The following is a 14,307-nucleotide window of genomic DNA, read 5'->3' as shown; positions in this document are numbered from 1 at the left end:
CGCCGGCCTGCCCACTCTCTCCCGGGAGCCGAAGCCGTGGCACCGGCGCTCGTTTAAGTGCTTCCCGCGACAACGGCTGGTAGTGAAGCACTCCTCCGGAGCCACATCGTCGACGAGCGACTGCGAGCGTCGGCAGTCGTGATGGTCGCCCCCGCGGCGACCGTTCCCTGTCCGGTCAGCCCGTCTGGACGCCGACCTCGTCGGTGGTCGGGACCGGCTCGGGTTCCTGTGCGAGCGCGTCGTGGAAGTGGACGTTGGTGTACGCCGGATGGGACTCCCAGGTGGAGACGGCGGCGCCGCTCCCGTCCGCGGGCTGTCCCGTCACCGGGTCCATGAGTGTGGTCGAGCCGGGGCTGCTCGGACCGTCGCTGCTGCCCCAGTAGTTCCGGTCGGCATCGACCCAGCCGTCCGCCCGGTTGTCGATGCCGAGCCCGCCGGTCGTGCTGATTGCGTTCCCGTGGATGTCGACGTCCGAGACCCACGCCGACCGGTCGCAGCGCGTCGGTTGCCGGTCGTCGGTCTCGACGTTCTCGACCAGGATACCGGTGGTCGTGTTCCGGACGTCGTTCGCCGCGACCGTGATCGAGCCCTCGTTGCCCGAGATGCGCACCCCATGCGAGGCGTCCTCGACGACGTTCCGGGTGAGCTCGAAGTTCTCGCCCACGTTCACGAGGGTCACCGCATCGTCGTTCGCGGTGGGGCCCTGGATGTGGTTCTCCGTGACGGTGATGTTGTCGCCCCCGCGAACGGTGAGGCCCGCTTCGACGACGTCGTTGTGTCGGAAGACGACGTCGTGCGTGTAGGTCCCGAGCGACGCCCTGTCGATCGTGTTGTTCTCCACGACGCCGGTCGCACCGCTCAGGGAGAGGCCGCTCTCGACCGTGTTGTTCCGCGCGTGGAGGTCGACCGGCCCGAGCAGCGTCTTCACGAGCAGCTGCTCGAGGTCGCTATCGACGACCGTGACCGTTCCCTCACCCTTGAGCAGGATGCTGTCTGTGCCCCCACGGTCCGAGTCCGCGAGGCCGGCGGTGACGTTCCGGATCTCCCCGTCGGTGTCCTGGAACCGTATCGCGTCGTCCCAGTTCCGGAAGCCGACGTCCCGGACGGTCACGTTCGTCACGTCCTCAGCCACGATGGCAGTGGGACCGGTGTCCCAGCCGTCCGTCGCGATCTCGTGTCCGTTCCCGTCGATCGTCACGTCGTCGGCGCTGACGTTCACACACGTCTCCGCCGAGGTCGTGATATCCTCCGTGAGGACGTACGTGCCGGCGCTCGTGATCTCCTGGCAGGCCGCGATCTCCGTGGGTGTCTCCGCGCTGTTCGTGTCTGCGAGTGCTGTGACGGGAAGCGCACCCTGGACGGTCACGGTCGCGGTCGCGACCAGGAGCACGAGTGCGACGCCACTGATTCGATGAACCTTCGACATGTTGTGATCCGGGCAGCACTACTCACAGTCCTCGTATCACTATCGGTTGGATAAGGGCGCCGCTGGTCGCTTATACCACTGCTAAGACCGCCCGCACCGAGTCACACAACTGTCCGACGGCGGCCCCTGCGCGTCCCGCGGTCGAGCGACGCCGCTCTCCTTCGAGACCGTGCAAAACCGGGATGGACTTGCTGGGATTTGAACCCGAAGGAAGACGTTCCTGCTCGCTTCGCTGCGCGGGCTGCGACTTCCAGGGCTTCAAATCCCAGCTACGTGCTTCGTTTCACGGCGCTGTCGACTCGCTTCGCTCGTTGCATAGCGCCACGAAAACTCAGTGGACTTGCTGGGATTTGAACCCAGGGCCTCTTCCTTGCGAAGGAAGCGATCTACCGCTGATCTACAAGCCCGCGAACGCATCCAATGCTTGCCCGTGGTGCGTATTAGTACCTTTCCTTTCGGGTGCTGTACGAGGAGTTGTGTGACACGGCGAGCAGGTTGGCGCGGCCGGCTGCGACGCCGACGAGGAAGCCGGTGAAGTGGGCGACGATGGCGACCCCGGGTGCCCCCGTCGCGACGGTGACGACGAGTGCGACGACGAGGAACACGCCGTACTCGGCCCACGCCGGCACGTCGAGGTTCCGGAGCAGGCCGTCGGTGAGCCGATTCCCGCCGAGGACGTAGCCGTAGAGTGCGAAGACGGCCCCGCTGGCGCCGAGGACGCCGACGGGCTGACCGAACCCGAGGCCAGCGAAGAAGCCGCTCGTGAGCACCTGCGAGAGTCCGGCGATGGCACCCGTCAGCACGAAGAAGAGGTGGAACCGGAGGCGGGTGGTGTACCGTTCGAGGATGAACCCGACGAGCACGAGTGCGACGGCGTTCGAGAGCAGGTGGCCGACGCTCCCGTGTGCGTAGACGCTCGTGACGAACGTCCACGGCTGCGAGAACGGTGCGTCGAGGACGAACAGGAAGGCGTAGACGGGGCGCCACGCGCCGAGGAATCCGAAGAGACCCTTCACCAGCACCTGGAAGGCGAAGACCACGGCGAAGATGACGAGCGTCTCCAGGGTCGGGCTGCCGCGGGACATGTATTCAGCGGGGCACCGCAGCTACTAAACTGGCGGGGTCGACCGCGCGTCGACCGACGGCGCTGCGCGAGAGAGAGAAGCCGTCGGCAGCGTCCTCAGTCCTCGAGGACGATTTCGATGCTGACGTCGTTCGGCACCTGAATCCGCATCAGCTGACGAAGCGCACGTTCGTCGGCGTCGAGGTCGATCAGGCGCTTGTGGACGCGCATCTCCCAGTGCTCCCAGGTCGCGGTCCCCTCACCGTCGGGGGACTTGCGAGTCGGGATCTCCAGCGTCTTGGTCGGGAGCGGAATCGGTCCCGACAGCGAGACGCCGGTCTTGTTCGCGATCTCGCGAACGTCGTCGCAGATGTTGTCGAGGTCGTCGGGGCTGGTGCCCGCGAGACGGACGCGTGCCTGCTGCATCTGTTTACTTCTCGTTGACGCTCAGGACCTGGCCTGCGGCGATGGTCTGGCCCATGTCGCGCACCGCGAAGCTGCCGAGCTCGGAGATCTCGCCGGCCGGCTCGATGCTGAGCGGCTTCTGCGGGCGAACGGTGACCTTCGCCGCGTCGCCGGACTGGATGAAGTCGGGGTTCTCCTCCGCGATCTCACCCGATGCCGGGTCGATCTTGGCGTCGAGGCTCTCGATGGTACACGCGACCTGTGCGGTGTGTGCGTGGAAGACCGGCGTGTAGCCGGCCGTGATGACGCTCGGGTGCTGCATCACGACGATCTGGGCCTGGAACGTCTCGGCGACCGTCGGCGGGTCGTCGGCCGGACCACAGACGTCGCCACGGCGGATGTCGTCCTTGCCGATGCCGCGGACGTTGAACCCGACGTTGTCACCGGGTTCTGCCTTGGGGACCTCCTCGTGGTGCATCTCGATGGTCTTGACCTCGCCGCCCACGTCGCTGGGCTGGAAGGAGACCATGTCGCCCGTGTTCATCGTCCCGGTCTCGATACGTCCGACGGGGACGGTACCGATGCCGGAGATGGTGTAGACGTCCTGGATCGGCAGGCGGAGCGGCGCGTCCGTCGGCGGCTCCGGCTCCGGCAGGCTGTTGAGTGCCTCGAGGAGGATCTCGCCGTCGTACCAGTCCGTGTTGTCGGACCGCTCGGCGATGTTGTCGCCCTCGAAGGCGGAGATCGGGATGTACGTGGCGTCGTCGGACCGGAACTGGACCTGCTTGAGGAGCTTGTTGACCTCCTCCTTGACGCCGTTGTACTTGTCCTCGCTGTAGTCGACGATGTCCATCTTGTTGACACCGATGATGAGCTCGCCGATGCCCAGCGTGCGTGCCAGGAAGACGTGCTCTCGGGTCTGGGGTGCGACACCGTCGTCTGCGGCGACGACGAGGACTGCGTTGTCGGCCTGCGAGGCGCCCGTGATCATGTTCTTGACGAAGTCACGGTGGCCCGGACAGTCGACGATGGTGAAGTAGTACTCGTCGGTGTCGAACTCCTGATGGGCGATGTCGATGGTGACACCACGCTCTCGCTCCTCGGCGAGGTTGTCCATGACGTAGGCGAACTCGAAGCCGCCCTTGCCCTTCTCTTCTGCTTCCTCTCGGTACTGCTCGATTACGTGCTCCGGGACGCTCCCCGTCTCGAAGAGGAGTCGCCCGACCAGTGTGCTCTTACCGTGGTCGACGTGGCCGATGATGGCCAGGTTCTGGTGCGGTTTGTCGCTCATTGTTGTATCTCACGCGCAGAGGCGCTGTGTGGGAATCTTTCGGCAGAAACGGTTAAAACCATTTCGATACGGACTCCCGCCGACATCGCCGCCGTCTTGCGGTTTGTGTCACACCGACACACGGTGCCCCCTCCCCGTCGGGGAGTCAGCAGTCCAGGCGCGCGACGTCCGCGAGCACCGCACTCGCGGTCTCGTCGCCACCGGCACCACGTCCGCGGAGTGCGAGCGTGCCCGCGTGGGTCGTCTCTAGCTGGACGATGTTCTCGGTCCCGCCCACGGCGAGCGGGCTCTCCGTCGGGACGAGTCGCGGGCCGACGCGGATGCCGTCCGGCGTCGCCTCGCCGACGAGACGGACCGTCCGCCCGTCCGCCTGTGCGAGCGAGAGCGCGCTCGGGGGGATGTCGACTATCCCCGACACCTCGGCGTCGGCGAGCGTGTACCCCCCGTCGCCGAGGACGTTCGCGAGGATGACGCACTTGAGCGCCGCGTCGGTCCCCTCGACGTCGAACGCCGGGTCGGCCTCCGCGACGCCGAGGTCCTGTGCTTCCGCGAGCACGTGCTCGTAGTCCAGCCCCTCGGCGGCCATCCGCGAGAGGATGAAGTTCGCCGTGCCGTTGAGCACGCCCCGGACCGCCGTCACCTGGTCCGGACCGTAGTCGGCGATGGTGCCGAGCACCGGAATCGCACCGGCGACGGTCGCCTCGAACAGCACCTCGCCCTCGCTCTCGGCTTCGAGTCGTCGCACCTCGCCGTAGCGCTCCGCGACCGGGCCCTTGTTCGCGAGGACGACGTGCCTGTCCCGGTCGAGCGCCCCCCGGACGTGCGAGAACCCCGGTTCTGCGTCGTCGAGCGTCGTCGGCGTCGCCTCGACGAGTACGTCGTACTCGGCCCCCAGCACGTCCTCGGGGTCCGCGCCGCCGACGCTGCCCCGCGCCGACTTCCGCGACAGCACCGCGTCCGGGTCGAGTCCGTCAGCGTCGATGGCCGCTCCCGCGGAGTCGGCGACCGCCGTGACCGTGTGGCCACGTTCGCGCGCCAGCCGGACGACCGAGCGCCCGACCGCGCCCGCACCAACGACGGCGAGTCTCATCGCTCGCCCTCCACGAGGGGCTCGACGACCTGCAGGCCCTTCCGGTCGGCCACGTCGCGGACGACAGACAGTACGTCCTCGACCTGTGGCGGGTCGACCGCCAGCCGGAGCCGGGCGCTCGACTGCTCGTCCGTGCCGGCCGGCGCGTCGAGCGAGAAGTCCGTGACCGACGCGCCGCTGCAGGACTCCACCGTCGCCAGCGTGTCCGAGAGGTCCGTGTCGACGAGGTGGCCGACGAGCAGCAGCGTCACCTCCTCGGCGTAGCCGTCCGCGCCGGCCTGTGTCACCGTCACGCCCGCGTCGCGCAGTCCCGCCACGACGTCGTCGAACCGGCCCGGCGAACACTCCAGGTCCACCTCGACCGGGATGTTCCCCCGCGGTGTCAGGTTGCCGCGCTCGTGGAACACCGACAGGAGGTTGCCGCCGTTCTCCGCGATGGGCCGAAGTGCACGCATCAGCTCGCCGGGCTCGTCGACGAGCTCCAGGCGGACCGTGTACGCTCGCCGCGTCTCGGCTACGTCAGCCATCGCTCTCACCCGACACCGGGCGTCGTCGCTTCATGTCTCGTCTGTTCGCCGGGGCGGATATAAGCCTTCAGCCACGTGCAAGTCTCACCACTGTCGCGGCGGCCTGACACGGTCGCTCCCCGCGACGACCCGGTCCGGTGGCTTCTTGCCCCGTCGCCCGAACCCTCGCGTATGACCGTCGCTCGCCAGATGGTCGAGGTCGTGGTCGCGACCGTCCTCGCCATCGCCGGAATCCTGCTCACCGGACTCGTCGCGTCCGCCTCGTTGGCCCAGACCGTCGGCATCATCATCGCCTGCGGCTACTACTTCTCCCGGTACCCCTGGGGGTCGCGCCAGCCAGAGGGCATCAACGACAGCATCGACGCCTTCTACGACCGAATCCTGCCGTTCTGAACCGACCACCACACGACGATTCCGAATCAACCGACAGGCGCGCGGCTGGCGAGCGTGCCGAACGAAGTGAGGCCGCGAGCCATTCCGCGCGAGGGATGAGAAGCGCAGGGAGCGGTCACGAGACGCTTGCGTCTCGTGAGCCCACCGGAAATCTCCGATTTCCGGGGACGTTGCCAGACTGCGTCTGGCAAGCAGTCAGAACGCGAAGCGTTCTGACAACGCTAGCGACTGAGCATCACAGGAGGCTGGGGAGGTACGAGGTGCGATGCGGTTGCGGTGGGCGGGACTGAAAGGGGCCGTCTGCTCGGCGAACCCGGACGACGCAAGCACCGCAAGAACGAGGAGCGCAGCGAGTTCTCCGCGAGCGTGCGAGCGGAGGGCAGCGAGACGACGGAGGAGTCTCGCCAGTCCCGGGAGCCGAGCAGGCGGGGGCTTTCTGGCTGCTTTCAGAGCTACCTGTCCTCATCGATGAAGGGGCTTTCTGGCTGTTCTCGTCACCCAACCAGAACCCAAAGGCGACCACCACGAACAATCCACAGAGCAGTCGAGACACACGAAAAACGCGCTGCCGAAGTCTTAAACGCGTCCGCGTTCTACGCCGTTCCATGCAGCAGCACGTGAAGATTCCGCAGGACCGCATCGGCGTGCTGATCGGCGAGGGCGGCGAGACGATGCGACGGATCGAGAACCGGGCCGGCGTCCGACTGGACATCGACTCGGAGAACGGCTCCGTCGCCATCGAGCAGGTCGGCGACCCCGTGGACGCGCTGAAGGGGCCCGACATCGTCCAGGCGATCGGCCGCGGCTTCCCACCCGAGGAGGCGCTGACGTTGCTCGACGACGACATGCGGATGTTCGACCTCATCGACATCGACGCCGCGGCGCGCAACAAGCGCGACCGCAAGCGAAAGAAGGGCCGGCTCATCGGCGAGGACGGCCGGACCAGAGAGCTGATGGAAGAGCTGACGGGCGCGAGCGTCGTCATCTACGGGTCGACGCTGGGCGTCATCGGCGGGCCGGAGCAGGTCCAGATCGTCCGCGAGGCCGCTGAGCGACTGCTCGACGGCGCGCCGCACGGCTCGGTGTACGCCTTCCTCGAACGGAAGCACAACGAGCTGAAGCGCAAGGGGATGGACTACCACCGGTACCCCGGCGGGACGTAACCCCCTTCGCACCGTCTACCGCTTCTCGCCGCCCCGTTCGACCGACCGCGAGCGGCAGCCGTGACCATCGCCGGAGACAGTATATAAACCACCACCCATGACAACAAATAACAAGGGTCGAACGGCCAGCGTACGGTGGTTTGGAGAGGCCCCACCACAATCTTTTTATAGAATGCCATTCAATCATTCGGACGACCATGGCTCAGCAAATGGGTAATCAGCCCCTCATCGTTCTCTCCGAGGACAGTCAGCGAACGTCCGGCAAGGACGCGCAGTCGATGAACATCACGGCCGGAAAGGCCGTCGCCGAGTCCGTACGCACCACACTCGGCCCGAAAGGGATGGACAAGATGCTCGTCGACTCGACGGGTAGTGTCGTCGTCACGAACGACGGCGTCACCATCCTGAAGGAGATGGACATCGAGCACCCGGCGGCCAACATGATCGTCGAGGTCGCCCAGACCCAGGAGGACGAGGTCGGCGACGGCACGACCTCCGCCGTCGTCGTCTCCGGTGAGCTCCTGAAGAAGGCCGAGGACCTCCTCGAGCAGGACGTCCACGCGACGACCATCGCGAACGGCTACCGCCAGGCCGCAGAGAAGGCCAAGGAACTCCTCGAGGACGCCGCCATCGACGTCGACGAGGACGACCGCGAGTACCTCGAGCAGATCGCCGCGACCGCGATGACCGGCAAGGGCGCGGAGTCCTCGAAGGACCTCCTCGCCGAGCTCGTCGTCGACGCCATCCTCGCCGTGCAGGACGAGGAGGGCATCGACGCCGACAACATCAAGATCGAGAAGATCGTCGGCGGCTCCGTCGACGACTCCGAGCTCGTGGACGGCGTCCTCCTCGACAAGGTCCGCGCGCACGACAACATGCCGTTCTTCGTCGAGGACGCGAACGTCGCCGTCATCGACGACGCACTCGAGGTCCGCGAGACCGAGATCGACGCCGAGGTCAACGTCACGGACCCCGACCAGCTCCAGCAGTTCCTCGACCAGGAGGAGAAGCAGCTCAAGGAGATGGTCGACACGCTCGTCGAGGCCGGCGCGGACGCCGTCTTCGTCGGTGACGGCATCGACGACATGGCCCAGCACTACCTCGCCCAGGAGGGCATCCTCGCGGTCCGCCGCGTGAAGGACTCCGACGCGAAGCGCATCGCCCGCGCGACCGGCGCCCGCGTCGTCGCCAACGTCGACGACGTCGAGGCCGACGACCTCGGCTTCGCCGGCCGCATCAGCCAGCAGGACGTCGGCGGCGACGAGCAGATCCTCGTCGAGGACGTCGAGGACGCGAAGTCCGTCACGCTCCTGCTCCGCGGCGGCACCGAGCACGTCGTCGACGAGGTCGAGCGTGCGATCGACGACTCGCTCGGCGTCGTCCGCACGACCATCGAGGACGGCACCGTCCTCCCCGGTGGCGGCGCACCCGAGGTCGAGGTCGCACTCCAGCTCCGCGACTTCGCCGACTCCGTCGGCGGCCGCGAGCAGCTGGCCGTCGAGGCATTCGCCGACGCGCTGGAGGTCATCCCGCGCACCCTCGCCGAGAACGCGGGTCTGGACTCCATCGACAGCCTCGTCGAGCTCCGCTCGCGCCACGACGGCGGCGAGTACGCGGCCGGTCTCGACGCCTACACCGGCGACGTCATCGACATGGAGGAGGAGGGCGTCGTCGAGCCGCTCCGCGTGAAGACCCAGGCCATCGAGAGCGCCACCGAGGCGGCCGTCATGCTCCTGCGCATCGACGACGTCATCGCCGCGGGCGACCTCTCCGGCGGCAAGGTCGACGGCGACGACGGCGGCGACGACATGCCCCCGGGCGGCGGCGGCATGGGCGGCGGCATGGGTGGCATGGGCGGTATGGGCGGTATGGGCGGCGCGATGTGAAGTCGGTTCACGCCACCACACCACCCACCGTCTGACCCGCGTACCGTCTCCCGAGCGAACTCCGATTTCTTTCGACGCAACCCCATAGCGGCAGCGTCGCCGCGGGGTCGCGCGCCGGCGGGTGGCCGAACGCTTCTTCCCCAACCGTGGTCGATACTCAGTCATGCAGGTCCGCGAGATCATGTCGAAGCACCCCGTCAGCGTCGACGAGGACGCGTCGGTGCGGACCGCGGTCGAGCTGATGGTGGACGAACACATCGGCAGCGTCATCGTGACCCGCCAGGGCGCGGCGCGCCCGTACAAGGTCGGCATCCTCACGCGGAGCGACGTGCTCGAACTCGAGCGCGATGAGCACGGCGACACCTCCCCGAGCGGGGCACTCGCCCGGTTCCTCGACCGGTTCCGCGGGTCGACGAACTCGACGCTGGACGACGTCACCGTCGGCGAGGTGATGAGCTCGCCGCTGGTGACGGTCTCGCCGAAGCTCTCTGTCGAGGACGTGGTGAAGCGGATGCAGGCGGAGGGGGTCCGCCACGTCGTCGTCACCGAGAAGCTCCAGGCCATCGGCATCGTGACGCCGACGGACGTGATGGAGCATCACCCGAAGGCCGTCGAGCTCGCGCGGCGGCTCGGCGCACGCGGACCGGACTGGGGCGACCGGTGAACCCGTCGCCGGTTTCCGACCGTGGTCGGGTTCCGATTTAACTAAGTACGGTGGTTCAGTACCGCCACTCATGCAGACGCTCCTTCTGGGCAGCGACGACGTGGACGAGAACGCGCAGATGCCCGAGGTCATCGGCGCGGTCGAGGACGCGTTCGCAGCCTACGAACACGGGAACGCACAGATGCCGGCGAAGTCGTACATCGACCTGCCGCAGTACAACGGCGACTTCCGGTCGATGCCCGCCTACCTCAACGCCGAGACGTGGGACGCCGCGGGTATCAAGTGGGTGAACGTCCACCCCGACAACCCCGACGACCACGACCTCCCGACGGTGATGGGGACGATGATCTACTCCGACCCCGAGACCGCCTTCCCCCTCGCCATCATGGACGGCACCGAGCTGACGATGAAGCGTACCGGCGCGGCCGCCGCCGTCGCCACCGACCACCTCGCCGTCGAGGACGCCACGAGCCTCGGTATCGTCGGCGCCGGCGTGCAGTCGTACACCCAGCTCGACGCCATCGCCGAGGTCCGCGACATCCAGGAGGTCGTCGTCAGCGACGTGCGCGACGAGGCAGTCGAGCGGTTCATCGACCGCTACGACGACGAGTTCGACGTCCGCGGCGGCTCCATCAGCGAGGCCGGCCACTGCGACGTGCTCTCGACCGTGACCCCGGTCGAGGAGCCGCTCGTCTCCGCCGACGACCTCGGCGAGCACACCCACGTCAACGCGATGGGTGCCGACGCCGAGGGCAAACACGAGATCGCCGACGAGGTGCTGCTCGCCGCGAAGCTCGTCATCGACGACTACAAGCAGTGCACCCACTCCGGCGAGATCAACGTCCCGTGGCACGACGGCGTCCTCGACGACGACGACATCTACGGCGAGATCGGCCAGATCGTCACCGGCGAGATCGCGGGCCGCACCGACGACGACGGCGTCACCGTCTTCGACTCCACCGGCCTCGCCATCCAGGACGTCGCCACCGCCCACGTCGTCTTCGAGCACGCCGACGAGAACGACAACGGCACCCCGTTCGACCTGCTCGGCCTCGGGAACTAATCCTCTGCCGCGTACTCCTCCAGCGTCTCCATCTCGACGGAATCCAGCACCGCCTCGTTCGTCGCCGACAGGTCGACCGGCGGTGCGACGCCCTGCTCCTTCGCCTCCAGCCACCGCCCGATGCAGAGACACCAGCGGTCGCCTGGATGCAGCCCCGGGAACTCCAGTTCGGGCCGCGGCGTCACGAGGTCGTTGCCCTGCTCGCGGCTGTACTCCAGGAACTCCTGCGTGACGACCGCACAGATCTCGTGCCGGCCGAAGTCCGCCTCGACGTGGCGACAGCAGCCGTCGCGCAGGTAGCCCGTCGGCGGTGTCGAACAGCAGGGTTCGAGCAGGTCGCCGTGGACGTTCCGGTCGTCGGGCTCGGCGTTGCCGATGTGGGTCATACCCGGGCTTCGAACGGGAGGGAGAAAGACCTGTTCGACGGCGACGAGCAGGTCGTCGCAGCTACTCGATGTGGACGGCCGGCCGGAACGGGATCGCCTGCCCTGCCTTCCCGCCGGGGTCGACGACGTCGTCGTCGTCCTCGCGGTAGAGCTCGACGGTGGCGTCGTACTCGCGTTCGAGCGCGTCGAGCGCCTCCGCGTACACTGCGGCCTCGTCGAGGTCGGCCAGCGTCTCCAGGGTCTCGTCGTCGCGCTCGCGGACGAACGCGACGAGGTCCTGCACGAGGTCGTTGACCGCGTCGCCCTTCTCGCGGAGGTCGGGGTCGGACATCACCTGTCCCATGACGGCACCGACGTCAGGCCCCGTCTCGACGACCTGCCCGAACACGTCGTGCTTCCAGTCGGCGGCGACGTACACCCGGACGGTGTCGGGGTCGGTGTCGGTGACGTCGACGATGTCGCGCACGTCGTCGGTGAGGTCGGCGACCAGCGACTCCTCGACCTCGACCTGCGGGTCGACGAGGCCGTCGTCGACCGACGGCCAGGGGGCGTCCTCGGCGGGCTCGCCGGCGAGCTGCTCGTGGAGCTCGTTCGCCATGTAGGGGACGAACGGGGTGAGCATGCGCAGGCGGGCCTCGAGCACCGTCCGGAGGGTGCGTCGTGCGCCCTCGCGGTCGGTGTCGGTGCGCCGACGGTACCAGCGCAGGTGCTCCTGGAAGTCGTAGAAGGCGGCCTGGCTCGCGGTCCGAGTCTCGAAGTTCTCCATCGCCTCCGTCGCCGTCGCGATGGTGTCCTGCAGCTTCGAGAGCAGCCAGCGGTCGATGCGCTCCAGTTCGGCGGCGACGCTCGCGTCGACGGCTTCGGGCACGTCGCCGTCGCCGATTATCTCCTCGGCGCGGCGCCAGAAGCGGTCGAGCTGGTCGCGCGTGCTCGTCACCTGGTCGGCGCGCCAGTCGAAGTCCTGCCACGGCTCCGCGGAGTTCATCAGGAAGAACCGGACGGTGTCGGCGCCGTAGCGGTCGATGGCCTCGCCGGGGAGCACGACGTGGCCCTTCGAGGAGGACATCTTCTGACCCTCCAGCAGGCCCATCCCCATGACGGTGATGCCCTGGGGCCACTTCGGCTGGTCGAACAGCTCGGCGTGGTGGAACAGGTAGAAGGTGAGGTGGTTGTTGACGAGGTCGTTCGCCGAGCAACGGTAGTCGACCGGGTACCAGTAGTCCCACTCCTCGCGGAGGTCGAGTGCCGTCTCGTCGGGGTCGTCGACGGCCTCGGCGCCGTAGAACAGCGTGTCGAAGAACTCGCGGTCCATCGCCTCGGGGTCGACGTCGTCGATGCGGTGGGCGATGGTGTAGTACGCCATGTACAGCGTCGAGTCAGACAGCGGCTCGATGACGAAGTCCTGGTCCCACGGGAGCCGCGTGCCGAGCCCGTAGTTCCGGATGCAGGGCCACTCGTTGAGCCAGTCGATGGTGTGGTCGTACTGCTCGCGGGTGTTCTCCGGGATGGCGTCCATCTGCGCGACGGCCTCGTGGGTCTCCGCCTTCCAGTCGGGGTCGTTGTAGCGGAGGAACCAGGTGTCCTGCTTGGCGACCTCGACGGCGCCGCCACAGCGACAGACGACCTCCTCGGAGAACTCCTGCATGGTGGCGAACGCGGTGCCGAGGTAGGACTGCTTGAACTCGTCGCGCACGTCCTCGACGACGCCGCCGGCGAACTCGCCGTACTCCTCCAGCAGTTCGCCGGAGTGGAACTCGGCGTTGTAGAGGTCCTGTGTGACTTCCTTCAGCGCGGGGTCCTGCGAGGACTCGATGCCGGCGGACTCGACGGCGTCCTTCGCCGGGATGTCGCCGTAGCCCTCGATGGTGAGGATGGGCACCGGTTCGATCTCCCGCACGTCCTCGGCGTCGATGCCGTACTCGGCCATGTCGTCCGCGGCCGCCTTCGCCTCCTGCAGCGCGAGGTAGTCGTCCGGCGAGTGCGCCGGGACGGACATGACGACGCCGGTCGCGTTGTCGGCGTCGACGAAGCCCGCCGGGAGGACGAGCACGTCGTCACCGGTGACCGGGTTCGTGACGTGCTTGCCGACGAGGTCGCGGCCTGCGTACTCGTAGCGGGTCTCGACCTCGTGGCCCTGCAGTCTGAGCTTCTCGGCCGCAGTCGCGGAGACGAACCAGAACTCGCCGTCGACCTCGGCGACCACGTAGTCGGCGTCGGGGTCGACGAACGCGTTCGTCACGCCCCGGACCGTCTCCGGACGCAGGGTCGCCATCGGCGCGACGACCTCGGCCCCGTCGACCTCCGTCTCGAACTTGACCAGCGTGTACTCCTGGAACTCGGCCTCCTCGCCCTCCAGGATGTCGTGGGTCGTCACCGGCTGGTCCTCGTTCGTGCAGTACTTCACCGGGTGCAGGCCCTTCTCCAGCAGGCCGCGCTCCTTCAGCGTCTCGTACTGCCAGGTGATGAACTTCGAGTAGCGCTCGTCGTTCGTCGTGAACTCGCGGCGCCAGTCGACGGAGATGCCGAGGCGTTTCATCCCCTTCTTGTAGTGCTCCTCGATGAAGTGCCGGGCGAAGCCCATCGGGGTCTCCAGGTCCGAGAGCGTCTCCTCGGGGACGTTGTACGTGTTCTTCAGGACGTCCATCTGCTCGGGTTCGCGCTTCTTCAGGCGCTCGACCGCGCCGATGATCGGCGTCCCGGTCACGTGCCACGCGATGGGGAACAGGACGTTGTCGCCCTGCTGTCGTCGGTACCGTGCGTAGACGTCGGGCACCGTGTAGGTCCGGGCGTGCCCGATGTGCATCCCACCGCTGGGGTACGGGTAGGGCACCGTGACGAACGTGGGGTCCTCGTCCGCGACGGCGTCGGGGTCCGCCTCGTAGCGACCCTCGCTCCGCCAGCGGTCCCGCCACTCCGATTCGAGTGTCTGCGGGTCGTAGGTCATGGGGAA

13 protein-coding genes and 1 tRNA gene are annotated in these 14,307 nt (G+C 67.6%); 5 read left to right on the top strand and 9 right to left on the bottom strand.

Annotated features, from left to right (window positions below; all coding sequences use genetic code 11):
* Positions 1-175 precede the first annotated feature (175 nt).
* The 7 genes from ACSG06_RS12090 to ACSG06_RS12060 all read right to left on the bottom strand — a co-directional run bounded on the left by ACSG06_RS12090 (position 176) and on the right by ACSG06_RS12060 (position 5,802).
* Positions 176-1,426, bottom strand: a complete 1,251-nt coding sequence (locus tag ACSG06_RS12090) for a right-handed parallel beta-helix repeat-containing protein (RefSeq protein WP_440990536.1) — start codon at positions 1,424-1,426, stop codon at positions 176-178.
* A 335-nt stretch (positions 1,427-1,761) separates the two neighbouring features.
* Positions 1,762-1,833 (bottom strand) — tRNA-Ala (locus ACSG06_RS12085).
* Positions 1,834-1,866: 33 nt separating this feature from the next.
* The gene (locus ACSG06_RS12080; protein WP_440990535.1) at positions 1,867-2,511 is read right to left on the bottom strand and encodes a rhomboid family intramembrane serine protease; all 645 of its coding nucleotides are present in this window, start codon (positions 2,509-2,511) and stop codon (positions 1,867-1,869) included.
* A 95-nt stretch (positions 2,512-2,606) separates the two neighbouring features.
* A complete protein-coding gene (rpsJ, locus tag ACSG06_RS12075) occupies positions 2,607-2,915 on the bottom strand; it encodes a 30S ribosomal protein S10 (protein ID WP_089733751.1) in 309 nt (102 codons plus the stop codon).
* Between the two features lie 4 nt (positions 2,916-2,919).
* On the bottom strand, positions 2,920-4,185 hold the full coding sequence (gene tuf / locus ACSG06_RS12070; protein WP_440990534.1) for a translation elongation factor EF-1 subunit alpha: 1,266 nt from the start codon (positions 4,183-4,185) through the stop codon (positions 2,920-2,922).
* A 145-nt stretch (positions 4,186-4,330) separates the two neighbouring features.
* Positions 4,331-5,275 (bottom strand): homoserine dehydrogenase, encoded by a 945-nt coding sequence (locus ACSG06_RS12065; RefSeq protein ID WP_440990533.1) that lies wholly within the window; start codon positions 5,273-5,275, stop codon positions 4,331-4,333.
* Entirely contained in the window at positions 5,272-5,802 is a 531-nt protein-coding gene (locus ACSG06_RS12060; protein WP_440990532.1) for an amino acid-binding protein, read from the bottom strand. Before ACSG06_RS12060 ends, ACSG06_RS12065 begins: the two co-directional genes overlap by 4 nt.
* A gap of 171 nt (positions 5,803-5,973) precedes the next feature.
* Between ACSG06_RS12060 and ACSG06_RS12055 the strand changes: the two genes are divergently transcribed.
* The 5 genes from ACSG06_RS12055 (at position 5,974) to ACSG06_RS12035 (ending at position 10,971) form a co-directional block, all read left to right on the top strand.
* Entirely contained in the window at positions 5,974-6,195 is a 222-nt protein-coding gene (locus tag ACSG06_RS12055) for a hypothetical protein (protein ID WP_440990531.1), read from the top strand.
* 605 nt (positions 6,196-6,800) lie between these two features.
* Positions 6,801-7,358, top strand: a complete 558-nt coding sequence (locus ACSG06_RS12050; RefSeq protein ID WP_440990530.1) for a KH domain-containing protein — start codon at positions 6,801-6,803, stop codon at positions 7,356-7,358.
* A gap of 197 nt (positions 7,359-7,555) precedes the next feature.
* Positions 7,556-9,244, top strand: a complete 1,689-nt coding sequence (gene thsA / locus ACSG06_RS12045; RefSeq protein WP_440990529.1) for a thermosome subunit alpha — start codon at positions 7,556-7,558, stop codon at positions 9,242-9,244.
* Between the two features lie 163 nt (positions 9,245-9,407).
* A complete protein-coding gene (locus ACSG06_RS12040; protein WP_440990528.1) occupies positions 9,408-9,908 on the top strand; it encodes a CBS domain-containing protein in 501 nt (166 codons plus the stop codon).
* Positions 9,909-9,978: 70 nt separating this feature from the next.
* Positions 9,979-10,971 (top strand): ornithine cyclodeaminase family protein, encoded by a 993-nt coding sequence (locus tag ACSG06_RS12035; protein WP_440990527.1) that lies wholly within the window; start codon positions 9,979-9,981, stop codon positions 10,969-10,971.
* Here the strand turns inward: ACSG06_RS12035 and ACSG06_RS12030 are convergent.
* Entirely contained in the window at positions 10,968-11,357 is a 390-nt protein-coding gene (locus ACSG06_RS12030) for a DUF2237 family protein (RefSeq protein WP_440990526.1), read from the bottom strand. The two genes, ACSG06_RS12035 and ACSG06_RS12030, sit on opposite strands and share 4 nt — an antisense overlap.
* Before the next feature lie 61 nt (positions 11,358-11,418).
* Entirely contained in the window at positions 11,419-14,301 is a 2,883-nt protein-coding gene (gene leuS, locus ACSG06_RS12025; protein ID WP_440990525.1) for a leucine--tRNA ligase, read from the bottom strand.
* Positions 14,302-14,307: the final 6 nt, after the last annotated feature.

Origin of the sequence: Haloarchaeobius baliensis, assembly GCF_052060055.1 — an archaeon.
Lineage (GTDB): Archaea > Halobacteriota > Halobacteria > Halobacteriales > Natrialbaceae > Haloarchaeobius > Haloarchaeobius baliensis.
Note: the sequence above shows the minus strand (reverse complement) of the source record. Positions and strands in the feature narration are given on the sequence as shown.